This is a genomic window from Pseudomonas sp. A-1, from assembly GCF_004801855.1.
Taxonomy (GTDB): domain Bacteria; phylum Pseudomonadota; class Gammaproteobacteria; order Pseudomonadales; family Pseudomonadaceae; genus Geopseudomonas.
In genome coordinates this window covers 1-23,873 of record NZ_SSTC01000069.1, presented here as the reverse complement: position 1 = coordinate 23,873, position 23,873 = coordinate 1, and the positions used below count along the sequence as shown (strand labels likewise).

20 protein-coding genes are annotated in these 23,873 nt (G+C 70.5%); 8 read left to right on the top strand and 12 right to left on the bottom strand.

The window, feature by feature from the left end; translation table 11 throughout:
• Window positions 1-271: 271 nt before the first annotated feature.
• Window positions 272-784 (top strand): acyloxyacyl hydrolase, encoded by a 513-nt coding sequence (locus E5198_RS15245; protein WP_136490853.1) that lies wholly within the window; start codon window positions 272-274, stop codon window positions 782-784.
• A gap of 33 nt (window positions 785-817) precedes the next feature.
• Here E5198_RS15245 and phrB read toward each other — a convergent pair whose 3' ends face one another.
• The 3 genes from phrB to E5198_RS15230 all read right to left on the bottom strand — a co-directional run bounded on the left by phrB (window position 818) and on the right by E5198_RS15230 (window position 4,514).
• Window positions 818-2,254 (bottom strand): deoxyribodipyrimidine photo-lyase, encoded by a 1,437-nt coding sequence (gene phrB, locus E5198_RS15240; RefSeq protein ID WP_136490852.1) that lies wholly within the window; start codon window positions 2,252-2,254, stop codon window positions 818-820.
• A gap of 88 nt (window positions 2,255-2,342) precedes the next feature.
• A complete protein-coding gene (locus E5198_RS15235; protein WP_136490851.1) occupies window positions 2,343-3,308 on the bottom strand; it encodes a 2-thiouracil desulfurase family protein in 966 nt (321 codons plus the stop codon).
• Between the two features lie 216 nt (window positions 3,309-3,524).
• A complete protein-coding gene (locus E5198_RS15230) occupies window positions 3,525-4,514 on the bottom strand; it encodes an NAD(P)/FAD-dependent oxidoreductase (RefSeq protein ID WP_136490850.1) in 990 nt (329 codons plus the stop codon).
• Between the two features lie 195 nt (window positions 4,515-4,709).
• Between E5198_RS15230 and E5198_RS15225 the strand changes: the two genes are divergently transcribed.
• Both E5198_RS15225 and hemH read left to right on the top strand, forming a co-directional pair.
• A complete protein-coding gene (locus E5198_RS15225; protein ID WP_136490849.1) occupies window positions 4,710-5,612 on the top strand; it encodes a TIGR01777 family oxidoreductase in 903 nt (300 codons plus the stop codon).
• Window positions 5,613-5,624: 12 nt separating this feature from the next.
• Window positions 5,625-6,650: a ferrochelatase gene (gene hemH, locus E5198_RS15220; RefSeq protein WP_136490848.1), complete on the top strand. Its 1,026-nt coding sequence runs from the start codon at window positions 5,625-5,627 to the stop codon at window positions 6,648-6,650.
• Between the two features lie 60 nt (window positions 6,651-6,710).
• On the opposite strand, the gene E5198_RS15215 is transcribed toward hemH, so the two are convergent.
• Complete coding sequence (locus tag E5198_RS15215) at window positions 6,711-8,036, bottom strand: lytic murein transglycosylase (RefSeq protein WP_136490847.1); 1,326 nt, start codon at window positions 8,034-8,036, stop codon at window positions 6,711-6,713.
• Between the two features lie 117 nt (window positions 8,037-8,153).
• On the bottom strand, window positions 8,154-8,561 hold the full coding sequence (gene cueR / locus E5198_RS15210; RefSeq protein ID WP_136490846.1) for a Cu(I)-responsive transcriptional regulator: 408 nt from the start codon (window positions 8,559-8,561) through the stop codon (window positions 8,154-8,156).
• Window positions 8,562-8,723: 162 nt separating this feature from the next.
• On the opposite strand from cueR, the gene E5198_RS15205 reads away from it, so the two are divergent.
• Window positions 8,724-8,924 carry a heavy-metal-associated domain-containing protein gene (locus E5198_RS15205; protein WP_136490845.1) on the top strand — a complete coding sequence of 67 codons (201 nt, stop codon included), beginning with the start codon at window positions 8,724-8,726 and terminating at the stop codon, window positions 8,922-8,924.
• Here the strand turns inward: E5198_RS15205 and E5198_RS15200 are convergent.
• The 5 genes from E5198_RS15200 to E5198_RS15180 all read right to left on the bottom strand — a co-directional run bounded on the left by E5198_RS15200 (window position 8,921) and on the right by E5198_RS15180 (window position 14,824).
• The gene (locus E5198_RS15200) at window positions 8,921-9,778 is read right to left on the bottom strand and encodes an AraC family transcriptional regulator (RefSeq protein WP_136490844.1); all 858 of its coding nucleotides are present in this window, start codon (window positions 9,776-9,778) and stop codon (window positions 8,921-8,923) included. The genes E5198_RS15205 and E5198_RS15200 overlap by 4 nt on opposite strands.
• A 177-nt stretch (window positions 9,779-9,955) precedes the next feature.
• Window positions 9,956-11,293: an NADP-specific glutamate dehydrogenase gene (gene gdhA / locus E5198_RS15195; RefSeq protein WP_136490843.1), complete on the bottom strand. Its 1,338-nt coding sequence runs from the start codon at window positions 11,291-11,293 to the stop codon at window positions 9,956-9,958.
• Window positions 11,294-11,659: 366 nt separating this feature from the next.
• Entirely contained in the window at window positions 11,660-13,009 is a 1,350-nt protein-coding gene (locus E5198_RS15190) for a sigma-54 dependent transcriptional regulator (protein WP_136490842.1), read from the bottom strand.
• A gap of 2 nt (window positions 13,010-13,011) precedes the next feature.
• Complete coding sequence (locus E5198_RS15185; protein WP_136490854.1) at window positions 13,012-14,607, bottom strand: PAS domain-containing sensor histidine kinase; 1,596 nt, start codon at window positions 14,605-14,607, stop codon at window positions 13,012-13,014.
• Window positions 14,594-14,824 carry a PP0621 family protein gene (locus tag E5198_RS15180; protein ID WP_136490841.1) on the bottom strand — a complete coding sequence of 77 codons (231 nt, stop codon included), beginning with the start codon at window positions 14,822-14,824 and terminating at the stop codon, window positions 14,594-14,596. The genes E5198_RS15185 and E5198_RS15180 overlap by 14 nt, the downstream gene beginning before the upstream one ends.
• Window positions 14,825-15,007: 183 nt before the next feature.
• Here E5198_RS15180 and E5198_RS15175 point away from each other — a divergent pair, with 183 nt between their 5' ends.
• Window positions 15,008-16,642, top strand: a complete 1,635-nt coding sequence (locus E5198_RS15175; RefSeq protein WP_136490840.1) for an NAD+ synthase — start codon at window positions 15,008-15,010, stop codon at window positions 16,640-16,642.
• A 66-nt stretch (window positions 16,643-16,708) separates the two neighbouring features.
• On the opposite strand, the gene E5198_RS15170 is transcribed toward E5198_RS15175, so the two are convergent.
• Window positions 16,709-17,716 carry an outer membrane protein assembly factor BamD gene (locus E5198_RS15170; protein WP_136490839.1) on the bottom strand — a complete coding sequence of 336 codons (1,008 nt, stop codon included), beginning with the start codon at window positions 17,714-17,716 and terminating at the stop codon, window positions 16,709-16,711.
• A 143-nt stretch (window positions 17,717-17,859) separates the two neighbouring features.
• Here E5198_RS15170 and rluD point away from each other — a divergent pair, with 143 nt between their 5' ends.
• From rluD to clpB, 3 genes are all read left to right on the top strand, one after another.
• Window positions 17,860-18,822, top strand: coding sequence for a 23S rRNA pseudouridine(1911/1915/1917) synthase RluD (rluD, locus tag E5198_RS15165; RefSeq protein ID WP_136490838.1), 963 nt, complete (start codon window positions 17,860-17,862; stop codon window positions 18,820-18,822).
• On the top strand, window positions 18,819-19,562 hold the full coding sequence (gene pgeF, locus E5198_RS15160; RefSeq protein ID WP_136490837.1) for a peptidoglycan editing factor PgeF: 744 nt from the start codon (window positions 18,819-18,821) through the stop codon (window positions 19,560-19,562). The genes rluD and pgeF overlap by 4 nt, the downstream gene beginning before the upstream one ends.
• A gap of 165 nt (window positions 19,563-19,727) precedes the next feature.
• Window positions 19,728-22,292: an ATP-dependent chaperone ClpB gene (clpB, locus tag E5198_RS15155; RefSeq protein ID WP_136490836.1), complete on the top strand. Its 2,565-nt coding sequence runs from the start codon at window positions 19,728-19,730 to the stop codon at window positions 22,290-22,292.
• 73 nt (window positions 22,293-22,365) lie between these two features.
• Here clpB and E5198_RS15150 read toward each other — a convergent pair.
• Window positions 22,366-23,873 (bottom strand): DUF1631 family protein (locus tag E5198_RS15150; RefSeq protein WP_136490835.1); only part of this gene is annotated, 1,508 nt, incomplete at its 5' end.

The following is a 23,873-nucleotide window of genomic DNA, read 5'->3' as shown; positions in this document are numbered from 1 at the left end:
TCGGCGAGCGCGAGCTGCTGGCGGCCGGGCCGGCGCAGCCGGCGCGCTTCTGGTCCAGCGGCGAGCCGGCCGCTCTGGCGCGGGTGCTGCCGGTGCTGTGGGGCGAGGCCGCGGCGGTCGAGCGGCTGGAGGACTGAGCCCGCGCGCTTTCCTGGCGACGAGCGGCTCCTATACTTGCAACAAGGGCGTCATGCGGGGCGGTGTCCGGTGCGCTGGTCGTTGCCGTGCAGTCCACGACATCCACGGAAGCTCATTGCAAGGAATCGTCATCATGAAGCGATTGCTGACTGTCGGTGCTGTGCTGGCGGCCCTGGGCGCGAGCGTCCCGGCCAGCGCCTGGGATGCGACCCTGGCCGCCGGGGTGACCCGCGAGTCCACCCAGGTGGTGCGCCTGGCCCTGCAGCGCGACTTCGAGCGCAGCTGGTGGCAGAGCTCCAGCGGGCGCCTGACCGGCTACTGGGATGCCGGCTACACCTACTGGTTCGGCGACAAGGCCGCCAGCAACCACAGCCTGTCGTTCGCCCCGGTGTTCGTCTACGAGTTCGCCGGCGAGCGCGTGCGCCCCTATGTCGAGGCCGGCATAGGCGTAGCGCTGTTCTCCAGCACCGAGTTCGAGCAGCACGACCTGAGCACCGCGTTCCAGTTCGAGGACCGTCTCGGCTTCGGCCTGCGCTTCGCCGGCCAGGAGATCGGCGTGCGCGCCATCCACTACTCCAACGCCAGCCTCAAGCAGCCCAACGACGGCGCCGAGACCTATACGCTGCACTATCGCACCGCGTTCTGAGCGAAGCGAGGTCGCCCTGGCTGCCCACTCGCCTCAGGCGCTGGCCTTGTCCAGCGCCTTGAAAGCCGCCAGCGCACGCTCGCGCGAGCGCGCCAGGTCGACGATCGGGCGCGGATAGTCGGGCGCGCCGAACAGCCCGCCGAGCGCCGCCGGGTCGTGGATGTCGCGCCTGTTCAGGCCGGCCAGTTCCGGCACCCACTGGCGGATGAAGGCGCCGTCCGGATCGAACTTCTCCGACTGGGTCAGCGGGTTGAAGATGCGGAAGTAGGGCGCCGCGTCGGTGCCGGTGGAGGCGCTCCACTGCCAGCCGCCGTTGTTGGCGGCCAGGTCGCCGTCGATCAGCTGCTGCATGAACCAGCGCTCGCCGTGGCGCCAGTCGATCAAGAGGTTCTTGGTCAGGAACATGGCGACGATCATGCGCAGGCGGTTGTGCATCCAGCCGGTGGCAAGCAGCTGGCGCATGGCGGCGTCGACTATGGGGATGCCGGTGCGGCCCTGCTGCCAGGCTTCGAGGTCTGCCGGTGCGTCGCGCCAGGCCAGCGCCTCGGTCTCGACGCGGAAGGCGCGGCCCATGGATACCCGCGGGTAGCCGACCAGGATGTGCTTGTAGAACTCGCGCCAGAGCAGCTCGCTGATCCAGGTCACCACCCCGGGATTGCCGTCGGCGAACTCGCCGGCGTTGACCGCCAGCGCGGCGTGCAGGCACTGGCGCGGCGACAGCACGCCGGCGGCCAGCCAGGGCGACAGGGCGCTGGTGCCGGGCCTGGCCGGGAAGTCGCGCTCGGCGGCGTACCAGGCCAGGTGTCCGTCGACGAAGTCTTCCAGCTGGCGGTGCGCGGCCGCCTCGCCGGCCGGCCACAGCCGGCGCAGTTCGTCGCCGGGCGTGGCGAAACCGTCGATCGCCACCGGCAGCGGATCGCCGGCGATTCCGCTCGGCGGCTGGATGCACGGCAGCGGCTGCAGCGCCGGCAGGGCTTCGCCGAGGCGTGCGTAGCAGAGCTTGCGGAACTGGCTGAATACCTGGAAGTAGCCGCCGCTGCGGGTCAGCAGGCTGCCGGGAGCGAACAGCACCTGGTCGGTATGGCTGTGCCAGGCGATGCCGGCGTCCTGCAGAGTCGCGGCCACCGCGCGGTCGCGGCGCTGTTCGTTGACGCCGTACTCGGCGTTGACGTGGACGCTGCGCACGCCGTGCTCGCGGCACAGCGCCAGCAGCACGGCGGCGGCGTCGTCCCAGCGCTCGGCGGTGCGCAGCAGCAGCGGGATGTTCAGCGCGGCGAGGCTCTTCGACAGCTCGGCGAGGTTGCGCAGCCAGAAGTCGACCTTGCAGGCTGCGTCGTCGTGCGCGCGCCACTGCGCCGGGCTGAGCAGCCAGACGGCCAGCAGCGGGCCGTCGCCGCGGGCTGCCGCGGCGGCCAGGGCGGTGTTGTCGCGCACGCGCAGGTCGCTGCGCAGCCAGACCAGACGGGACATCGGGATCTCCTCAGGGGGCGGCGAGCAGGCCGCGTCGTGGCGGGCACCGGCCGGGGCCGTCGGCCAGTCGCGCAGCACCGCTTGCCGTTCAGATGGCGTTGCGCAGGCCGAGCTCCTGCGGGTGGGGCTGCAGGTAGGCCTGCAGGGCGACGTAGCGGTCCGGATGGCGGCGGAAGTGGTGCTTGAGCAGGGTCAGCGGCACCACCAGTGGCACCATGCCTTCGCGGTACTGCTCGATCAGCTGCTGGATCTCGCGGCGCTCCTCGCCGGGCAGGGCGCGGCGCAGGTAGCCGGACAGGTGCTGCAGGACGTTGGCGTGGGTGCCGCGGGTGGCGCAGCGCTTCAGCGCGGCCATCAGCTCGGCGAAGTAGCGCGGGCCGAACTCGGCCGGGTCGTGCGCGCCGATGCCGGCCAGCAGGCGGCCCAGCTCGCGGTACTTGAGCGGGTGGTGGGCCATCAGCAGGTACTTGTGGCGGGAGTGGAAGGCGATGATGCCCTTGCGGGTCAGGCCCTCGGCGCACAGGCGCTGCCAGTCGCCGTAGGCGAACACCCGGGCGATGAAGTTCTCGCGCAGCACCGGATCGTGGAGACGGCCGTCCTCCTCGATCGGCAGCTCGGGGCGCAGGCGCGCCAGGGTGGCGGTGAATATGCCCGCGCCCTGCTCGGCGGGGCGGCCATCGTCCTGATAGACCTTGACCCGCTCCATGCCGCAGGAGGGCGACTTCTGCATGACGATCAGGCCGCTGACGTCGTGCAGGCGCGCGGCGACGCCTTCGGCGTAGCCGGCCAGCGCCTCGGTGACGTCGCGCTCGCGGGTCACCGTGCCCACCGCGCGCGGCGCGCCGGGGTCGCCGACCAGGCGGATCGGCTCGCGCGGGGCGCCCAGGCCGATGGCCATCTCCGGGCACAGCGGCTGGAAATCGAAATGCTTGCCGAGCACCTCGCGGCACAGCAGCGACTGCTTGTGGCCGCCGTTGTAGCGCACCTCGTTGCCGAGCAGGCAGGCGCTGATGGCGAGCTTGAGGCGGGGGGATTGGGACTGTGCGTGGATCATGGCGTGTACCTTGGCGGTCGGGTGCAGGCGGCACCGGCGGCTGCGGCCTGTACAGGGAAACGGACTTGTACAGCTCTTCTACAGGGTTAGATATTTTGTTGTACAGGTCAAGCCAATTGTACAGGTTTGGCGTTCTCCTGCGGCCGAGCGGCTGCACCGCCGTCCTTTCGGCAGGTGCAGGCTGAGCGAGGAGGAGTGGCGCAGGCGGCTGCCGGTCTAGGCGGCGGCGTGTTCGAGCAGGCGGCGAGCCGCTTCCTGGCCGCTCAGCCAGGCGCCCTCGACGCGGCCGGACAGGCACCAGTCGCCGCAGGCGTACAGGCCGAGGTCGGGGTCGGCCAGCGCGCCCCACTGGTGAGCCTGCGCCGGGCGGGCGTACAGCCAGCGATGGGCCAGGCTGAAGTCGGCCTCCGGCACGGCGCAGCCGATCAGCTCGGCGAAGGCGCAGCGCAGTTGCTCGATCACCGCCTCGCGCGGCAGGTCGAGGTGCTGGCGGCTCCACGCGCTGGTGGCGTGCAGCACCCAGGTGTCCGGGCTCTGGCTGCGGGCGGGCTTGCTGCGGTTGCGCGCCAGCCAGTCGAGCGGGCTGTCCTGCACGAAGCAGCCTTCGACCGGGGTGTCGAGCGCCTTGCCGAAGGACAGGGCCACCGCCCAGACCGGCTCCATCACCACGCTGGCCACGGTGGCGGCCAGCTTGGGCGCGGCGGAGAGCAGCGCGGTGGCCTGCGGGGCGGGGGCGGCGATGATCACCTTGCTGAACGGGCCGTGGCTCTGGCCGTCGGCATCCAGCAGATGCCAGTGCTGCTCGCCGCGGAACACCTCGGTGATGCGGCAGGCGAAGGTCGCCGGCAGTTCGCCGAGCAGGTTGCGGGTCAGCGCGCTCATCCGCGGCACGCCGACGAAGCGCAGCTGGGTGTCCGCCGAGAGGCTCAGCTGGCCACCCTGCGACTGGTACAGCACCGGCTTCCACTCGGCCAGCCAGCCCTGCTCCTGCCACTGCTGCACGGCTTCGACGAAGCGCCGGTCGCGCGCGGTGAAGTACTGGGCGCCCAGGTCGAGGTCGCCGACATCGCAGCGCCTGCTCGACATGCGCCCGCCGCTACCGCGTCCCTTGTCGAACAGCTGCACCTCGAGCTCCGCCGCCGTGAGCGCTTGGGCTGCCGACAGGCCGGCCATGCCGCTGCCGATGATGGCGATGGGAGTGTTCATGTTTCACCTCTGTCACTGAGAATTCAGGCTAATCCTTGGACTCTACTTATACAATATGCTCATTCCTGTACAGAATGATATGCTGCGGTCCAGCCTTGAACCCGGTCCGCCGCCAGCGTGTTGCGGCCTGGCCGGTGTTTTCAGTGTGGACCAGACTCAGGACTGACGCATGCGAGCAGACGAGGAGATACGGCGATGCGCATTCTGCTGACCGGCGGTACCGGCCTGATCGGCCGGGCGCTCTGTCGCCTGTGGGCGGGGCAGGGGCACGAACTGGTGGTGTGGAGCCGCCGCCCGCAGGAGGTCGCCGGCCTGTGCAGCGGCGCGCGCGGCATCGCCCGGCTCGACGAACTGGCCCCCGACCTGCCGCTGGATGCGGTGGTCAACCTGGCCGGGGCGCCGATCGCCGACCGGCCGTGGACCGCCGCGCGCCGCCGGCTGCTGTGGGACAGCCGCATCGGCCTGACCGGGCAACTGGTCGACTGGCTGGCCCGGCGCCCGCTCAGGCCGGGGGTGCTGCTGTCCGGCTCGGCGGTGGGCTGGTACGGCGACGGCGGCGAGCGGCGGCTCAACGAGGACAGCCCGGCCGGCAGCGAGGACTTCGCCAGCGAGCTGTGCTTCGCCTGGGAGGCGGCGGCGCTGCGCGCCGAGGAGCTGGGCATCCGCGTGGTGCTGGTGCGCACCGCGCCGGTGCTGGCGGCGCGTGGCGGCATGCTGGCGCGCCTGCTGCCGCCGTTCCGCCTCGGCCTCGGCGGACGCATGGGCAGCGGCCGGCAGTGGATGCCGTGGATCCACCTGGAGGACGAGGTGGGGCTGATCGACTTTCTCCTCCACCATGAGGAATGCCGCGGTCCCTATAATGCCTGCGCGCCGAATCCGGTGCGCAACGCCGAGTTCGCCCGCACCCTCGGCCGCGTGCTGCATCGCCCGGCGCTGCTGCCGGCGCCGGCCTGCGTGCTGCGCCTGGCGCTGGGCGAGATGGCCGGCCTGCTGCTCGGCGGCCAGCACCTGCAGCCGCAGCGTACCCTGGACGCCGGCTACCGCTTCCGTTTTCCCGATCTCGAGGCGGCGCTGGCCGACCTCCTCGCTCGACACTGACAAGGACACTGCATGACCGATCACGCCCTGCTGCTGGTCAACCTGGGCTCGCCGGCCTCCACCGAGGTGGCCGACGTGCGGCGCTACCTCAACCAGTTCCTCATGGATCCCCACGTCATCGACCTGCCCTGGCCGCTGCGCCGGCTGATCGTGGCGATGATCCTGATCCGCCGCCCGGCGGCCTCGGCCGAGGCCTACCGCTCGATCTGGTGGGCGGAGGGCTCGCCGCTGATGGTGCTCAGCCGCCGCCTGCAGGCGAAGGTCGCCGAGCGTTGGGCGCACGGCCCGGTGGAGCTGGCGATGCGCTACGGCGAGCCGTCGATCGACAGTGGCCTGCAGCGCCTGGCTGCGCAGGGCGTCCGGCGGGTGACCCTGGTGCCGCTGTATCCGCAGTTCGCCGACAGCACGGTGACCACGGTGGTCGAGGAGGCTCGGCGGGCGATGGCGGCGCGCGGACATGCCTTCGCCGTGGACGTGCTGCCGCCGTTCTACGACCAGCCGGAATACCTCGAGGCGCTGGCCGCGAGCGTGCGCCCCCATCTGGAGCAGGGCTTCGACCACCTGCTGCTCAGCTACCATGGCCTGCCCGAGCGCCACCTGCACAAGAGTGACCCCACCGGCAGCCACTGCCTGAAGGATGCCGACTGCTGCCGGCGCGCCAGCGGCGCGGTACTGGCCAGCTGCTACCGGGCGCAGTGCCTGTGCACCAGCGAAGGCCTGGTCGCCCGGCTCGGCATGGGCGAGGAGCAGTGGTCGATGTCCTTCCAGTCGCGGCTGGGCCGTGCCAAGTGGATCGAGCCCTACACCGACGCGACCCTCGAGAGGCTGGCCCGCGAGGGGGTGAAGAAGCTGCTGGTGATGTGCCCGGCGTTCGTCGCCGACTGCATCGAGACCCTCGAGGAGATCGGCGACGAGGGCCGCACCGCGTTCCGCGCCGCCGGCGGCGACGACCTGGTGCTGGTGCCCTGCCTGAACGACCATCCGCAGTGGGTCGAGGCGCTGGTCGGCTTGTGCGAGCGCATGCCGGTCGCGCTGTAGGACGCCGGCAACGCAAAAGGGCGACCCACGGGTCGCCCTTTTGCGTTGCCAGGGATCGCTTCACGGCAGCTGGCGCAGCCGCTCCAGCAACTGGTGGTTCGGGTGGCCGTCAGCCGGCCAGCCGAGCTGCTGCTGGGTGGCGCGCACCGCGCGGCGGGTGTTGGCGCCGATGATGCCGTCGGCCGTGCCGGGATCGAAGCCGCTGCGCGCCAGGCGCTCCTGCAGTTCGATGCGCTCGCTGCGCGACAGCGGGCGCTCGCCGCGCGGCCAGGCGGCGACGACCTGGCCGCCGCCGGCGAAGCGCTCGCCGAGCAGGCCGATGGCCAGGGCATAGGCGGTGGAGTTGTTGTACTTGAGGATGGCGCGGAAGTTGTCCTGCACCAGGAAGGCCGGGCCGCGGTAGCCTGCCGGCAGCACCAGGCTGGCCAGCTGGCTGTCGTCGCGCACCACGTTGTAGGGATGCTGCGGGCGCACGCCCAGGCGCAGCCATTCGCCCAGCGGCTTGCGCTGCTCCGGGTCGGCCAGGGCGTAGTCGAAGCCGGCCGGCAGGCGCACTTCCATGCCCCAGCTCTTGCCGCTCTGCCAGCCCGAGGCGCTCAGGTAGTTGGCGGTGGAGGCCAGCGCATCGGCGGTGGAGTCCCAGATGTCGCGGCGGCCGTCGCCGTCGAAATCCACCGCATGGCGCTGGTAGGTGGTGGGGATGAACTGGGTCTGGCCCATGGCCCCGGCCCAGGAGCCCAGCATGCGCTGCGGCTGCACGTCGCCGTGCTCGAGGATCTGCAGCGCGGCGAGCAGCTGGTCGTGGGCGAACTGCGGCCGGCGGCCCTCGTAGGCGAGGGTGGCCAGCGAGCGGATCACGCTCAGGTTGCCGGTGTTGCTGCCGAAGTTGCTCTCCATGCCCCAGATCGCCACCAGCACGTTGCGCTCGACGCCGTAGCGCTGCTCGATGGCGCGCAGGGTGGAGGCGTGCTCGGCGAGCAGGCGCTGGCCGCGGTGCACGCGTTGCGGCGACACGGCACTGTCGAGGTATTCCCAGATCGGCCGGCTGAACTCCGGCTGGCTGCGGTCGGCGCGGATCACCGCCGGGTCGACGGTGACCTCGGCGAAGGCGCGCGCGAAGGTGGTCGGCGCGATGCCGGCGGCCAGCGCCTCGCGGCGGAAGGCGTCGCGCCAGGCGGCAAAGCTCTGCTGCGGCGCCGCGGCGGCGGGCACTGCGGCGCTGGACAGGGCGGGCGCCACCACGCTTGCGCTGGCCAGCGGCAGGCTGGCGGCGGGGCCCTGGGCGGGAGGCTCGGCACAGGCGCTGAGCTGGGTCAGCGCCAGCAGCAACGCGCTGCCGCTGAACAGACGGCGGCGCAACGCTCGCCCGGCGGTCGGGTTGGACATGGAGGACTTCCACGGCAATGCTGAACAGGCGGCAACCTTACCATGCCCCCGCCCGGTTTGACTCCGCCGGGTCGTCGCAGGGCGGGTCGCCCGTCGGTTCGCCGGGCCGGCCGCACCTCAGTCGCCTGCGGGCGGCGTGCCGCACTCCAGGCTGTGCAGGATCGGGCAGTCGGGGCGCTGGTCGCCCTGGCAGTGCTCGACCAGATCGCTCAGGGTGTCGCGCAGGCTGGCCAGTTCGGCGATCTTGCGCTCGAGGGCGGCGATATGGCCGAGGGCCAGCGCCTTGACGTCGGCGCTGGCGCGCTGGCGGTCCTGCCACAGCTCGAGCAGGCGCCCGATTTCCTCCAGGGAAAAGCCCAGGTCGCGGGCGCGGCGGATGAAGGTCAGGCGGTGCAGGTCCTGCTCGCCGTAGCGGCGATAGCCGTTGTCGCCGCGTCCGGCCGGCTGCAGCAGGCCGATGCTTTCGTAGTGGCGGATCATCTTGGCGCTGAGGCCGGAGCGGCTGGCGGCTTGGCCGATGTTCATGGCGGGCTCCCCGCGAGTAGAGAAGGGCGATGGTGGTCAAGGATCGACCTTGCCATGGGGGCCAGGTCAAGGTCGCGCGCGACGCAGCGCCGCAGACGCTTGACCTGGCCGGGGCGCAGCGGTCAAAACTGGTCGCCTCCATTGTTCAGCGAGGAAGGCATCATGCAGGTTTTCAAGGTCCAGGGCATGTCCTGTGCGCACTGCGTCCGCGCCATCACCCAGGCTCTCCAGGCGCTCGACGGCAGCGCCCGGGTCGAGGTCGACCTGGCAAGCGCCGAGGTGCGGGTCGACAGCGGCCTGAGCGCCGAGCAGGTGCTGGCGGCGCTGCGCGAGGAAGGCTACGAGGCCTGCCGGGCGGCCTAGCCCGGCGGCGCGGCCGCGGCGCTGGCCCGCTCGATGGTGGGCGGGAGGTGGTCGGCCTGCTGGCGGGCCTGCCGGCAACTGCTCGGGCTGTGGCCGAAGTGCTGGCGGAAGGCGCGGGCGAAGTAGGACGGATCCTTGAAGCCGACCTTGCCGGCGATGCCGGCGATCGGCGTGTCGCTGTTGAGCAGCAGGTCCTCGGCGGCCTGCATGCGCTTGCCCATCACGTATTCCTGGAAGCCGATGCCGCAGCTCTGCTTGAACAGCCGGCTGAAGCGCACCACCGACATGCGGCACAGTTCGGCCATCTCGCGTTCCTCGATGCGCTCGCGGAAGTGGCTGTCGATGTGGGCCAGGGCGGCATGCAGCGGCTGCCGGGCCTCGGCGCCGCGGTTGAGGCGCACGCACTCGGGCAGTCGCTCGACGCGGGCGAGGCGCTGGCGCGGGGCGGGGCCGGCCGGCTGCAGGCGCAGTTCGTGCAGGGCATGCAGGGCCTTGAGGTAGCGCAGGCGCTCGGCGCTGGACAGCGGCAGCACCAGGTAGTCCCAGACGCCGGCACGGAAGGCCCACACCGCCAGCTCCTCGGAGTGCTGCAGGGTGAGCATGGTGATCGGCAGGGCGGCAAAGCGCCGCTTGATCTCCAGCAGCAGGTGCAGGCCGTGGTCGTCGGGGCGGTCGAACTGCAGGCAGAGCATGTCCGCGTGCGTCTGCACCGCGGCGTCCGCCAGGCTGTCGAGGCCGTCGGCGCGGACGATCCGGCACTGTGCGGCGAACTGCTCGATGCACTGCTCGGCGACCTGGTCGCAGCTCAGGTCGATCCAGAGGAGAAGGGGCTTGCCCGCGGCCTTGGTACTCATTCCCGTGACTACTCGGCTGACTTGCTTTGCTAGCAAGTGAAGATCAGTCGAGCGCGGGACATGAGACCCAATCGAAGTAGGTTGATGGCCTTCTGCCAGCCTTTCGGAATAAACCGGCAGACAAGGAAAAGCCGGCGCTAGGCCGGCTTTTCGGGTACTGCGGGAACGCCGTGGAACTCAGACCACGCCCTGGGCCAGCATGGCGTCGGCGACCTTGACGAAGCCGGCGATGTTGGCGCCCTTGACGTAGTTGATGCGGCCGTTCTCTTCGCCGTAGTTGACGCAGGCGTGGTGGATGTTCTGCATGATGCTGTGCAGCTTGGCGTCCACTTCACCGTCGGTCCACAGCAGGCGCATGGCGTTCTGGCTCATTTCCAGGCCCGACACGGCCACGCCGCCGGCGTTGGAGGCCTTGCCCGGGGCGTAGAGGATGCCGGCCTCGATGAACAGGTCCACCGCTTCCAGGGTCGACGGCATGTTGGCGCCTTCGGCGACGCAGAAGCAGCCGTTCTTCATCAGGGTGCGCGCGTCCTCGGCGTCCAGCTCGTTCTGGGTGGCGCACGGCAGGGCGATGTCGCACGCGATGCCCCACGGACGCTGGCCTTCCAGGTACTGCAGGCCGAAGTGGGCCGCCATTTCCTCGATGCGACCGCGACGGACGTTCTTCAGGTCCATCAGGTAGTCGAACTGCTCCTTGTTCAGGCCCGCCTCGATGTACAGGGTGCCGGCGGAGTCGGACAGGGAGATGACCTTGCCGCCCAGTTCCATGACCTTCAGTGCGGCGTACTGGGCCACGTTGCCCGAGCCGGAGATGGCCACGCGCTTGCCGTCGAAGCCTTCGTGACGGCTCTTGAGCATTTCCTGGGCGAAGTACACGCAGCCGTAGCCGGTGGCTTCCGGACGGATCAGGCTGCCGCCGTAGCTCATGCCCTTGCCGGTCAGCACGGAGGTGAACTCGTTGGCCAGGCGCTTGTACTGGCCGTACATGAAGCCGATCTCGCGGGCGCCCACGCCGATGTCGCCGGCCGGCACGTCGAGGTCGGCGCCGATGTGGCGGTACAGCTCGCTCATGAACGACTGGCAGAAGCGCATCACTTCGTTGTCGCTCTTGCCCTTCGGATCGAAGTCGGAGCCGCCCTTGCCGCCGCCCATGGGCAGGGAGGTCAGCGAGTTCTTGAACACCTGCTCGAAGGCCAGGAACTTCAGCACGCCCAGGTTCACCGACGGGTGGAAGCGCAGGCCGCCCTTGTACGGGCCGATGGCGCTGCTCATCTGCACGCGGAAGCCGCGGTTGACGCGCACGTTGCCCTGGTCGTCGATCCACGGTACCCGGAACATGATCACGCGCTCGGGCTCGACGATGCGCTCGAGGATGTTGGCCTTCAGGTAGCGCGGCTCGCTCTGCAGGAACGGCCACAGGCTGCGCACCACCTCTTCCACGGCCTGGTGGAATTCCGGCTGGTCGGGGTCGCGGCGCTTGATCTGCGCCAGGAATGCGTCAAGGGTCTGGGGCATGGGGAGGCCTCGATAGTTTGTTTCGAAATCGGCTGTAGTCGTTGGATGGGCGGGAATTTAGCAGCCGAGCGTGCTTTGTGATAGTGCAAAATGACGCTTGAGTGAAACTTTTTGGTGCTTTTATGTAAATGCGGCCTTGCATATGCCGATTTTGAAGGGTTGTGCGTGCTGCTTATGTGCACGGAATTGGGGCTTGCAGGGTTCGAAAATGGTGCGTCGATGGACCGCTGGGAGGCGGTCGCGGGCGGGTTCGCGCCGGGGCGCCGCGGCCATCGGCTCGCGGTGCGAGCAGGCGCGGGCCTGCCCCGTGCGGGGTTGCGGAGGCGTGGCGAGGAGCCGGCGCCCCGGCGAGGGGCGCGGCGGGGATCAGTCGATGCCGAGCTTCTTCAGCCGGTAGCGCATCGAGCGGAACGACAGGCCGAGGCGCTGGGCGGCGGCGGTGCGGTTCCAGCGGGTTTCCTCGAGCGCCTGCATAATCGCCTGGCGCTCGATGTTCTCGAGGAAGTCCTCGAGGTCGTCGATCTGCGTCAGCTGGCCGGCGGCTTCGCCGCTGGCGCTGGCGGCGGGGGCGTCGCCCAGGCGCAGGTCGCTGGCCTGGATCAGGTCGTCCTCGCAGAGGGTGTAGGCGCGCTCGAGCATGTTCTCCAGCTCGCGCACGTTGCCGGGGAAGCGGTAGCTCTTGAGCTTCTCCAGCGCCTCGGCGGAGAGCCGCGCCGGCTCCAGGCCGCAGTCGGCGGCCAGGCGGGCGAGGGCGCGTTCGGCGAGCAGCGGGATGTCCTCGCGGCGCTCGCGCAGCGGCGGCACGCCCAGTTCGATGACGTTGAGGCGGTAGTAGAGATCCTGGCGGAAGCGCCCGGCGGCGACCTCGGCGGCCAGGTCCTTGTGGGTGGCGCTGAGGATGCGCACGTCCACCGCCAGCTCCTGCTGGCCGCCGACCGCGCGCACGGCCTTCTCCTGGATGGCGCGCAGCAGCTTGACCTGCATCGGCAGCGGCAGGTCGGCCACCTCGTCGAGGAACAGGGTGCCGCCGTCGGCGGCCTTGAACAGGCCGGGCTTGTCCTCCACCGCACCGGTGAAGCTGCCCTTGCGGTGGCCGAAGAACTCGCTCTCCATCAGCTCCGAGGGGATGGCGCCGCAGTTGACCGGCACGAACGGCTTGTCGGCGCGCGGGCCGAGTTCGTGGATCAGCCGCGCCACCAGCTCCTTGCCGCTGCCCGACTCGCCGCTGATGTACACCGGCGCCTGGCTGCGCGACAGCTTGGCGATCTGCTTGCGCAGGGCGCGCATCGGCGGCGAGTCGCCGAGCAGGCGGCTGTCCACCGAGCCCCCGGCTTCCGCCGCCGACTGCGGGGCGCGCAGGCGCAGGGCGGTGGCCACCAGCTCGCGCAGGCGGCCGAGGTCGACCGGTTTGGTGAGGAAGTCGAAGGCGCCGGCCTTGAGCGCGTCGATCGCGGTGTCGACGCTGCCGTAGGCGGTGATCATCGCCACCGGGGTCTGCGGGTAGCGCTGCTGGATCAGCTGCACCAGTTCCTGGCCGGTGCCGTCGGGCAGGCGCATGTCGGTCAGGCACAGGTCGAACGGCTCGCGCGCCAGCCACTCGCGCGCTTCCTTGACGTTGCGCGCGCAGCGGGTGTCCAGCTTCATGCGGCCGAGGGTGATTTCCAGCAGCTCGCGGATGTCGGGTTCGTCGTCGACGATCAGGGCTCGTTGCGCCATGGTCAGCTCGCGGTCTTCGGATGGGCAAAGGTGATGCGGAAGCAGGCGCCGCTGCCTTCGCGGGGCACGTAGTCGAGGCGGGCGCGGTTGCTCTCGCACAGCTCGCGGGAGATGTACAGGCCGAGGCCGGTGCCCTTGCTCTCGGTGCTGAAGAAGGGCTCGAACAGGTTGCCGCGCTGCTCCGGCGGGATGCCGTCGCCGTCGTCGACCACCTCGAGCACCGGCAGCTGGGTCTGCTCGTCGCGGAACAGGCGCAGCCAGACCTGCCCCTTGTCGTGCTTGCGCGCGCTGTGGCGCAGGCCGTTCTGCACCAGGTTGGTGAGGATCTGGGTCAGCTGCTGCGGGTCCATGCGCGTCTGGATCGAGCCGGTCGCGCACTCCAGGTGCAGCACCGCGTCGCCGCGCCGGCTTTCGCGCAGCTCGCCGGCGAAGCGGTGCAGCCAGTAGCGCAGGTCGAGCAGCTGCGGCTCGGCCTCGCGGCGGCGCGACAGCTGCAGGACGTTCTCGATCACCAGGTTCATGCGCCGCGAGTGGTCGAGGATGATCTGGGTCAGACGGCGGTCCGCCGGGCCGAGATCCTCGGCTTCCTGCAGCAGCTGGGCGGCGTGGCTGATGGCGCCCAGCGGGTTGCGGATCTCGTGGGCGATGCCGGCGCTGAGGCGGCCGAGGGCGGCCAGCTTGAGCTGCTGCGCCTGCTGGGCGATCTGCGAGACGTCCTCGAGGAAGATCAGCAGGTTGCGCTCGCCCTTGCGCTGCAGCGGGACGAAGCTTGGCTGCAGCGCCGGGCCTTCGGCGAAGCCCTGCAGGGTCTGCGGACGCAGCGCGGGGTTTTCCTGCCACTGGTGCAGGCACTCGAGCAGGGCCGGGCAGTGTTCGTCGAGCGACTGGGTCACCAGCTGGCGCTGGCCGAGCAGGGTCAGGCTGCTGGGGTTGGCCAGCAGCACGCGGCGCTGCGGGTCGAGGACCAGGATGCCGGTGCGCATGCGCTGCAGGATCAGCGCGTTGAGCGCCTGCAGGTCGGCGACGTCGGCGGCGTGGCGGCGGGCTAGGCTCTCGCTCTGCTGCAGGCGGCGGCCGAGGGCCTGGATGATCAGCGCGGCGGCGAAGCACAGCGCGCCGAGGGCGCCGGCCTGCACGTACTGGCTGGCGGCGGCCGACTTGCTGAGGCTGAGGTAGAAGGTCAGGTAGATCAGCCCGCTGCTGGCCAGCGCGGCGATCACCAGGCCCAGGCGCCCGCGCAGCATGCTGTTGGCGATCGCCACCGAGATCACCAGCAGCGGCGCCAGGCCGCTGGACAGGCCGCCGCCGGCGTAGAACAGGGTGCTGAGCAGGGTCACGTCGAACAGCGCCAGGGCGAACAGCGCCAGCGAGCGGCAGGTCTGCTGCAGCAGCACGCCGAGCACCACGTTGATCGCCAGGTAGGCCCAGCTGCCGAAGCGGAACAGCTGGGGATCGGCCATCTCCAGCAGCTCGCGGTGCATGTCGCTGGAGATCAGCAGCACCAGGGCCAGGCCGACGCTCAGCCGGTACAGGTGGTACAGGCGCAGGATGCGCTGGCCCTGCTCGGCGCTCGGCGCCCAGAGTTCAGCGCTGTTCAGGGGGATTGTCCTGTTCGAGGTGGGCACGGCTGCAGTACCAGCGGTTGTCGTGGGCGAGGGCCTCGGCGCGGGGCACGTGCACGCCGCACTGGGCGCAGCGCACCATCGGCTGGGCCTTGGGGGCGGCGGGCGGCTGCGGGCGCTGCGGCCGGGTGAAGCGCCGCCACAGCCACCAGGCGATGGCCAGCAGGGCGATCAGGGACAGTAGGCGAGCCATGGTGCTCTCGTGGCTGGACGGAAACGGGCGCCAGTGTAGCGTCGCCGGCGGGGCGAGCCCAGCACCGTCCGCCGCGACTGTGCGTTGTGTCGGCTGTGGCCGTTGCGGGACAATGCTGCCCTCGCATCAGGCGCGGCGGGCGGGGTAGACGACCCCGGCGCGCGCCATCAACTGGAGAGCAGCATGAGTCAAGTCCTGCGGGTCGCCATGGCCCAGCTCAACCTGCGCGTCGGCGATGTCCACGGCAACGTCGAGCGCATCATCGAGGCGGCCGGGCGCGCCCGGGCGCAGTGGCAGGCCGACGTGATCGTGTTCCCCGAGCTGTCGCTGTGCGGCTATCCGCCGGAGGACCTGCTGCTGCGCGCCAGCATGCAGCTGCGCATCGAGGCGGCGCTGGAGCGCCTGTGCCGCGAAGTGCGCGGCATCCGCCTGCTGGTCGGCTTCCCGTGGGTCGACGGCGAGCGGCGCTACAACGCCTGCGCCCTGCTCGACGACGGCGCCGTGGTGGCGCGCTACTGCAAGCAGAAACTGCCCAACTACCAGGTGTTCGACGAGAAGCGCTACTTCGACGCCGGCGAGGCGCCCTGCGTGGTGGACATCGCCGGCGTGCCGGTGGCGCTGAGCATCTGCGAGGACATCTGGCACCCCGAGCCGATGGCCGCGGCGCGCGATGCCGGTGCGCGGCTGATGCTGAACATGAATGCCTCGCCGTTCCACCTCGGCAAGCAGGCCGAGCGCGAGGCGACCCTGGCGGCACGCGCTGCCGAAGGCGGCATGCCGGTGGTCTACGTCAATCAGGTCGGTGGCCAGGACGAGCTGGTGTTCGACGGCGGCTCCTGCGTGGTGGCCCCCGGCGGCCACGTGCTGCAGCGCGCGCCGGCCTGCGAGGAGGGGCTGTTCCTCGCCGAGCTGCGGGTCGACGACGAGCTGGTGCAGCCGCAGCCCGGCGCCTGCGCGGCGCTGGCCGGCGAGGAGGCCAGCGTGTACGGCGCGCTGGTGCTCGGCGTGCGCGACTACGTGCACAAGAACGGCTTCAAGGGCGTGGTGCTCGGCCTGTCCGGCGGCGTCGACTCGGCGCTGACCCTGGCCATCGCCGTGGATGCCCTCGGCGCCGACAAGGTGGAGGCGGTGATGATGCCCTACCGCTACACCGCGCAGATGAGCCTCGAGGACGCCGAGGCCGAGGCGCGCACTCTGGGCGTGAGCTACCAGGTGCTGCCCATCGCACCGATGGTCGAGGCGTTCATGGACACCCTGGCGCCGGTGTTCGCCGGCCTCGGCCGCGACACCACCGAGGAGAACCTGCAGGCGCGCTGCCGCGGCACCCTGCTGATGGCGATCTCCAACAAGAAGGGCTACCTGGTGCTGACCACCGGCAACAAGAGCGAGGTGGCGGTGGGCTACTGCACCCTGTACGGCGACATGGCCGGCGGCTTCGACGTGCTCAAGGACGTGCCCAAGACCCTGGTGTTCCGCCTCTGCCAGTACCGCAACAGCCTGGCCGGCGAGGTGATCCCGCAGCGGGTGATCGACCGTCCGCCATCGGCCGAGCTGGCGCCGGACCAGAAGGACGAGGATTCGCTGGCGCCCTATCCGGTGCTCGACGAGATCCTGCGCCTGTACGTCGAGGAGGACCTGTCGGCCGACGCCATCATCGCCCGCGGCTTCGCCGCCGATACCGTGCGCAAGATCCTGCGCCTGGTCGATCTCAACGAGTACAAGCGCCGCCAGGCCGCGGTCGGCCCGCGCATCACCCAGCGCGGCTTCGGTCGCGACCGCCGCTACCCGATCACCTCGGGCTGGCGCCTCGGCGAGTGACAGGCAGTCGCCAATGAAAAAGGGAGACTCGAACGAGTCTCCCTTTTTTGTGGTCGCGCTTCGGGTTCAGTCGAACAGGCCGAAGGTCAGGCGGCTGCGCCAGGAACGCCTGGGTGCTTCGGCTTCCTCGGCGGCGGGGGCCTCGGCGGCGTCTTCCGGCTCCAGCTCCGCGGGCAGGGCGTCCAGCGCTTCCTGGTACTGGCGCTCCATGTCCTGGCTGGCGCGGGTCTGGCCGGGCGGGAGCGGCGCCTCGCTCTCGATCAGGCCGAGGGTCGCCTTGCTCAGCCAGGAGCGGGTGTCGGCTTCCTGCTCGGTCGGCACGAACTCGCCGCTTTCCAGGGTCGGGTGCTCCGGATAGTTGAGCTTGAGGGTGGCCAGGCTGGTGGCCGCCAGGTCGTCGAGGCCGAGGCGCTGGTAGGACTCGGTCATCACCGCCAGGCCGTCGCCGACCGCCGGGGTTTCCTGGAAGTTCTCCACCACGTAGCGGCCGCGGTTGGCCGCGGCGACGTAGGCCTGGCGCTTGAGGTAGTAGTGCGCCACGTGCATCTCGTAGGCGGCCAGCAGGTTGCGCAGGTAGATCATGCGCGCCTTGGCGTCCGGGGCGTAGCGGCTGTTCGGGTAGCGGGCGACCAGCTGGGCGAACTCGTTGAACGAGTCGCGCGCCGCGCCCGGGTCGCGCTTGGTCATGTCCAGCGGCAGGAAGCGGGCCAGCAGGCCGCGGTCCTTGTCGAACGACGACAGGCCCTTGAGGTACCAGGCGTAGTCGGCGTCCGGGTGCTGCGGATGCAGGCGGATGAAGCGCTCGGCGGCGGCCTTGGCGGCTTCCGGCTCCTGGTTCTGGTAGTAGGCGTAGATCAGTTCGAGCTGGGCCTGTTCGGCGTAGCGGCCGAACGGGTAGCGCGATTCCAGGGCCTTGAGGGTGTCGACGGCGCTGGTGTAGCTATCGTTGCCCAGGTGTTCCTGCGCCTGCTGGTACAGCTCGGTCTCGCTGAGGTTCTCGTCGATCACCTGCTTGGAGGAGCAGGCCGCGGTGAGGGCGAGGGTGGCGATCAGCAGCAGGTGTTTCACTTGCATGGCGCTTGGGTTCCCTGGGGCCGGGTGCGTGACGGGGACCGGCCTGATATGATTGGCAGCCCAGAATCCTCTGGGCAAAAGACGCCGTATTTAACCACAAGCCTGTGGCCAACCAAAGCCGCACGGCCCTCCCGATGTCCGCCATGTCCGAACTCATCCAATTGCGTGCCGAGGTGCCGTCCGAGCTGGGCGGGCAACGCCTCGACCAGATCGCCGCCCAGCTCTTCCCCGAACATTCGCGCTCGCGCCTGGCCGGGTGGATCAAGGACGGCCGCCTCACCGTCGACGGCGCCGTGCTGCGCCCGCGCGACATCGTCCACGGCGGTGCCGTGCTGCAGCTCGAGGCCGAGCGCGAGGCCCAGGTCGAGCATCTGGCCCAGGACATCGCCCTCAACATCGTCTACGAGGACGAGCAGTTGCTGGTGATCGACAAGCCGGCCGGCCTGGTGGTGCATCCGGCCGCCGGGCATGCCGACGGCACCCTGCTCAACGCCCTGCTGCACCATGTGCCGGGCCTGGCCAGCGTGCCGCGCGCCGGCATCGTCCACCGCCTGGACAAGGACACCACCGGCCTGATGGTGGTGGCCAAGACCCTCGAGGCGCACACCCAGCTGGTCGCCCAGCTGCAGGCGCGCAGCGTCAGCCGCATCTACGAGGCCATCGTGGTCGGCGTGGTCACCTCCGGCGGCAAGGTCGATGCCCCCATCGGACGCCATCCGCAGCAGCGCCAGAAGATGGCGGTGACCAGCACCGGCAAGCCGGCGGTCAGCCACTACCGGGTGCTCGAGCGCTTCCGCGCGCACACCCACGTGCGGGTCAAGCTGGAGACCGGGCGTACCCACCAGATCCGCGTGCACATGGCCTACGTGCATTTCCCGCTGGTCGGCGATCCGGTCTACGGCGGTCGCTTCCGCATTCCGCCGGCGGCCAACCCGCTGCTGGTGCAGTCGTTGCGCGACTACCCGCGCCAGGCCCTGCATGCGCGCTTCCTCGAACTGGATCACCCGGTCACTGGCGAGCGCATGGGCTGGGAGTCGGAGCTTCCGGACGACTTCGTCGAGCTGCTCAACCTGCTGCGCGGCGACCGCGAGGCCTTCATCGGATGAGCCTGAGCCTCGGTGATCTGCTGATCCCCGACTGGCCGGCACCGGCCAGGGTGCGCGCCTGCGTGACCACGCGGGCCGGCGGCGTCAGCCCGGCACCGTTCGCTGCGCTCAACCTCGGCGACCATGTCGGCGACGAGCCGGCCGCGGTGGCCGAGAACCGTCGCCGCCTGCAGGCGCTGCTCGGCTGCCGCGCCGCCTGGCTCAGCCAGGTGCATGGCGTGAGCGTGGTCGAGGCCGACCCGGCGCAGGTGGCCGAGGCCGACGCCTGCTGGAGCGCCACCCCCGGGGTGGCCTGCACCAGCATGACCGCCGACTGCCTGCCGGTGCTGTTCTGCGACCGTGACGGCACGCGGGTCGCCGCGGCCCATGCCGGCTGGCGCGGGCTGGCCGCCGGGGTGCTGGAGGCCACCGTCGCCGCGCTGGGCTGCCCGGCCGATCAGGTGCTGGCCTGGCTGGGCCCGGCCATCGGCCCGCAGGCCTTCGAGGTCGGCGCCGAGGTGCGCGAGGCCTTCGTCGCGCAGCATGCCGAGGCCGCCGCGGCCTTCGTGCCCAGCGCCAGCGCCGGGCGCTACATGGCCGACCTCTACCGGCTGGCGCGCCTCCGCCTGGCCGCCGTCGGCGTCACCACGGTGTACGGCGGCGGGCTGTGCACCTTCACCGACGCCGAACGCTTCTACTCCTACCGCCGCGCGCCGCGCACCGGGCGCCAGGCCAGCCTGATCTGGCTGGAGCCGGCCTGATGCGCCGCCGGGACGCGTTGCGCCCCGCTTGATCCCGGTCAAATGCCCGCCCCTTGAATCGCCTGTAATCGTCCTCATCTATCCTGCAACCCAATTCCCCTGGCGGATCGGGTTGTAGCCGGGTGCCGGCCGCTCGTTCCGCCGCTGCTTGCGAAGGACGACCCCATGCGTATCGACCGTTTGACCAGCAAACTGCAACTGGCCTTGTCCGATGCCCAGTCGCTGGCCGTGGGCCGCGACCACAGCGCCATCGAGCCGCTGCACCTGATGTCCGCCCTGCTCGAGCAGCAGGGCGGCTCGATCCGCCCGCTGCTGATGCAGGTCGGCTTCGACATCGCCGCCCTGCGCCAGGCGCTGGCCAAGGCGCTCGACGACCTGCCGAAGATCCAGAACCCCACCGGCGACGTGAACATGTCGCAGGATCTCGCCCGCCTGCTCAACCTGGCCGACAAGCTGGCCCAGCAGAAAGGCGACCAGTACATCTCCAGCGAGCTGGTGCTGCTCGCCGCGCTGGACAACGCCACCCGCCTCGGCAAGCTGCTGCTGGCCCAGGGGGTGAGCAAGCAGGCGCTGGAGAACGCCATCGCCAACCTGCGTGGCGGCGAGGCGGTCAACGACCCCAACGCCGAGGAGTCGCGCCAGGCGCTGGACAAGTACACCATCGACATGACCAAGCGCGCCGAGGACGGCAAGCTCGATCCGGTGATCGGCCGCGACGACGAGATCCGTCGCACCATCCAGGTCCTGCAGCGCCGGACCAAGAACAACCCGGTGCTGATCGGCGAGCCGGGCGTCGGCAAGACCGCCATCGTCGAGGGGCTGGCCCAGCGCATCGTCAACGGCGAGGTGCCCGACGGCCTCAAGGACAAGCGCCTGCTGTCGCTGGACATGGGCGCGCTGATCGCCGGTGCCAAGTTCCGCGGCGAGTTCGAGGAGCGCCTCAAGGCGGTGCTCAACGAACTGGGCAAGCAGGAAGGCCGGGTGATCCTGTTCATCGACGAGCTGCATACGATGGTGGGGGCCGGCAAGGCCGAGGGCTCGATGGACGCCGGCAACATGCTCAAGCCGGCGCTGGCGCGCGGCGAGCTGCACTGCGTGGGCGCCACCACCCTCGACGAGTACCGCCAGTACGTGGAGAAGGACGCCGCGCTGGAGCGCCGCTTCCAGAAGGTGCTGGTCGACGAGCCGAGCGAGGAGGACACCATCGCCATCCTGCGTGGCCTCAAGGAGCGCTACGAGGTGCACCACGGGGTGACCATCACCGACGGCGCGATCATCGCCGCCGCGAAACTGAGCCACCGCTACATCACCGACCGCCAACTGCCGGACAAGGCCATCGACCTGATCGACGAGGCCGCCAGCCGCATCCGCATGGAGATCGACTCCAAGCCCGAGGAGCTGGACCGCCTGGATCGCCGGCTGATCCAGCTGAAGATCGAGCGCGAGGCGCTGAAGAAGGAAACCGACGAGGCCACCCGCAAGCGTCTGGCCAAGCTCGAGGAGGACATCGCCAAGCTGGAGCGCGAGTACGCCGACCTCGAGGAAATCTGGAAGTCGGAGAAGGCCGAGGTACAGGGCTCGGCGCAGGTCCAGCAGCAGCTCGAGCAGGCCAAGGCAGACATGGAGGCCGCCCGCCGCCAGGGCAATCTGCAGCGCATGGCCGAGCTGCAGTACGGCGTGATTCCCGAGCTGGAGCGCAAGCTGGCCAGCGTCGACAGCGGCGAGCAGAGGGAGAAGCAGCTGCTGCGCAACCGCGTGACCGACGAGGAGATCGCCGAGGTGGTGTCCAAGTGGACCGGCATCCCGGTGGCCAAGATGATGGAGGGCGAGCGCGACAAGCTGCTGCGCATGGAGGCCGAGCTGCACAGGCGGGTGATCGGCCAGCACGAGGCGGTGGTCGCGGTGTCCAACGCGGTGCGCCGCTCGCGCGCCGGCCTGGCCGACCCGAATCGACCCAGCGGCTCGTTCCTGTTCCTCGGCCCGACCGGGGTGGGCAAGACCGAGCTGTGCAAGGCGCTGGCCGAGTTCCTCTTCGACACCGAGGAGGCGATGGTGCGCATCGACATGTCCGAGTTCATGGAGAAGCACTCGGTGGCCCGTCTGATCGGCGCGCCGCCCGGCTACGTCGGCTACGAGGAGGGCGGCTATCTGACCGAGGCGGTGCGTCGCAAGCCGTACTCGGTGATCCTCATGGACGAGGTGGAGAAGGCCCACCCGGACGTGTTCAACGTGCTGCTGCAGGTGCTCGAAGACGGCCGACTGACCGACAGCCAGGGCCGCACCGTGGACTTCAAGAACACCGTGGTGGTGATGACCTCCAACCTCGGCTCGGCGCAGATCCAGGAGCTGGTCGGCGATCCGGAGGCGCAGCGCGCCGCGGTGATGGATGCGGTCAGCCACCACTTCCGCCCGGAGTTCATCAACCGCATCGACGAGGTGGTGGTGTTCGATCCGCTGGGCAAGGAGCAGATCGGCGGCATCGCCGAGATCCAGCTGTCGCGCCTGCGTAGCCGGCTGGCCGAGCGCGAGCTGAGCCTGGAGCTGACCCCGGAGGCGCTGGAGAAGCTGATCGCCGTCGGCTACGACCCGGTGTATGGCGCGCGCCCGCTCAAGCGTGCGATCCAGCGCTGGATCGAGAACCCGCTGGCGCAGCAGATCCTCGCCGGCGAGTTCGCCCCCCGGGCGACCATCCACGCGCGGGTCGAGGGCGAGCAGATCGTCTTCGCCTGAGAATGCGCCGCCCCGCGGCGGGTTCATGGAAAACGACGACGGCGCCGCAGGGCGCCGTCGTCGTCTGCAGGGCTCAGTCGCCGGCCGGCCGGGGCTCTTCCAGGCGCTGCAGCACCCGGTAGATCGCCTGCAGGGCACGCTCCATCAGCGGGGTGTCGCTCGGTTCGCCGAGCAGGCGCACGCTGCCGTCCTGCAGGGCGCGGGCCAGGCGCGCCGCCGGCCAGGTGCGGCTGTGCTCGCCGCAGGGGTCGATGAACAGGTAGTGGCGGGTCGCCGGGCTGACCCAGGACAGGCGCAGGCGGTGTACCTGACCGTCCTCGTGGAAGGCGAACAGGCTGCCGAACGGCAGGGCCCGCAGCTGCTCCAGCTGGGCTTCCAGCTCCGCCGACAGTTGTCCCTCGCCGGCCGCGGCTTCGGCGTTCTCGCCCTGCTCGTGCAGCAGCGCGCCGAGCGGGCTGTCGGGCAGCCGGGCCAGCAGGCGGGCGGCCAGTTCGGGCTGGCGGGCCTGCACGGCGTGCTGGCAGGTGACCACGTCCTGCAGCAGGCGGCGGATCTCCTCGTCGCTCAGGCAGCCCAGCTGCATCAGGCCGCCGCGCAGCGCTTCCAGCAGTTCCAGGCGCTCGCGCTGCAGACGTTCGCGACCGCTGCGGTCGAGCGGCGTGCCGCTCCAGGCCAGCTGTTCGCCGGTCAGGCAGGCGCGCCGCCATTCCTCGCTCTGCTCGCCCTGGCGCAGGTGGATCAGCGCCAGCAGGTCGTGCCAGCTGTTCTCCAGCAGGGCCTGGATCAGCGGTGGCAGCGAGCGACCGATCAGGGTCTGGCGGATCTGCTCGCCGGCCCGGCGGCGGGCGGCGTACAGGCGATCGCGGCCGCGGGCGGCGCTCAGGGTGCGGTGCTCGCGCAGCTCGACGCGCTGCTGCAGACGGCGCAGGTGCGTCTCGAACTCCTCGAGCAGGCGCTCGAAGCCGGCGCGCTCGCCGCCGAGGTCCTGAATGATGTGCTCGACGATGTCCTGCATCTTCGCCAGCAGCCCGGAGGCGTCGCTGTCCTCGACGAAGCGGGCGCCGGCCCGGGCCATGCTGTCGAGCAGGCGCCGCGCCGGATGGTCGTCGCGGGTGAACAGCTCGCGGTCGCGCAGCGCCAGCTTCAGATAGGGCGTGTGCAGGTGCGACAGCACCGTCTTGCAGCGGTCCGGCAGGCCGGGGTCGTCGAGGATGAAGGCGAACAGCATGCCGACCAGGTCGATGATGTCGGCATCGTCGGCGCGCAGCTGCTGGCCGGGCAGGGTGCAGGCCGCCTCCAGCTCGGCCTGCAGGCGTGCGCGCAGTTGCGTCACGTCCTGAGGCTGCTGCAGCTGGCTATCGATGTCGCGCGCGCTGATCTGCTGCAGGCGGTTGAGTGCCGCCAGCAGTTCGGACTCGCTGTAGGTGCCGGCCCGGGGCAGTTCGGGGAGCAGCAGCGCGGCGCGGGGCGGCGCCTCCGCTGCGGCGGCCGGCGGTCCCTGGTGGCGCCGGCCGAGCAGGCGGGTGACGCCCTGGAACAGCTGGGCGCTCTCGCTGGCGGGCTGCGCCGTCGTCGCGGTGG

What these genes read in the sequence shown, in the direction of transcription:
- E5198_RS15245 (WP_136490853.1), top strand. Translation starts at nt 272, where the DNA reads ATGAAGCGATTGCTGACTGTCGGTGCTGTGCTGGCGGCCCTGGGCGCG.
- phrB (WP_136490852.1), bottom strand. Translation starts at nt 2,254, where the DNA reads ATGTCCCGTCTGGTCTGGCTGCGCAGCGACCTGCGCGTGCGCGACAAC.
- E5198_RS15235 (WP_136490851.1), bottom strand. Translation starts at nt 3,308, where the DNA reads ATGATCCACGCACAGTCCCAATCCCCCCGCCTCAAGCTCGCCATCAGC.
- E5198_RS15230 (WP_136490850.1), bottom strand. Translation starts at nt 4,514, where the DNA reads ATGAACACTCCCATCGCCATCATCGGCAGCGGCATGGCCGGCCTGTCG.
- E5198_RS15225 (WP_136490849.1), top strand. Translation starts at nt 4,710, where the DNA reads ATGCGCATTCTGCTGACCGGCGGTACCGGCCTGATCGGCCGGGCGCTC.
- hemH (WP_136490848.1), top strand. Translation starts at nt 5,625, where the DNA reads ATGACCGATCACGCCCTGCTGCTGGTCAACCTGGGCTCGCCGGCCTCC.
- E5198_RS15215 (WP_136490847.1), bottom strand. Translation starts at nt 8,036, where the DNA reads ATGTCCAACCCGACCGCCGGGCGAGCGTTGCGCCGCCGTCTGTTCAGC.
- cueR (WP_136490846.1), bottom strand. Translation starts at nt 8,561, where the DNA reads ATGAACATCGGCCAAGCCGCCAGCCGCTCCGGCCTCAGCGCCAAGATG.
- E5198_RS15205 (WP_136490845.1), top strand. Translation starts at nt 8,724, where the DNA reads ATGCAGGTTTTCAAGGTCCAGGGCATGTCCTGTGCGCACTGCGTCCGC.
- E5198_RS15200 (WP_136490844.1), bottom strand. Translation starts at nt 9,778, where the DNA reads ATGAGTACCAAGGCCGCGGGCAAGCCCCTTCTCCTCTGGATCGACCTG.
- gdhA (WP_136490843.1), bottom strand. Translation starts at nt 11,293, where the DNA reads ATGCCCCAGACCCTTGACGCATTCCTGGCGCAGATCAAGCGCCGCGAC.
- E5198_RS15190 (WP_136490842.1), bottom strand. Translation starts at nt 13,009, where the DNA reads ATGGCGCAACGAGCCCTGATCGTCGACGACGAACCCGACATCCGCGAG.
- E5198_RS15180 (WP_136490841.1), bottom strand. Translation starts at nt 14,824, where the DNA reads ATGGCTCGCCTACTGTCCCTGATCGCCCTGCTGGCCATCGCCTGGTGG.
- E5198_RS15175 (WP_136490840.1), top strand. Translation starts at nt 15,008, where the DNA reads ATGAGTCAAGTCCTGCGGGTCGCCATGGCCCAGCTCAACCTGCGCGTC.
- E5198_RS15170 (WP_136490839.1), bottom strand. Translation starts at nt 17,716, where the DNA reads ATGCAAGTGAAACACCTGCTGCTGATCGCCACCCTCGCCCTCACCGCG.
- rluD (WP_136490838.1), top strand. Translation starts at nt 17,860, where the DNA reads ATGTCCGAACTCATCCAATTGCGTGCCGAGGTGCCGTCCGAGCTGGGC.
- pgeF (WP_136490837.1), top strand. Translation starts at nt 18,819, where the DNA reads ATGAGCCTGAGCCTCGGTGATCTGCTGATCCCCGACTGGCCGGCACCG.
- clpB (WP_136490836.1), top strand. Translation starts at nt 19,728, where the DNA reads ATGCGTATCGACCGTTTGACCAGCAAACTGCAACTGGCCTTGTCCGAT.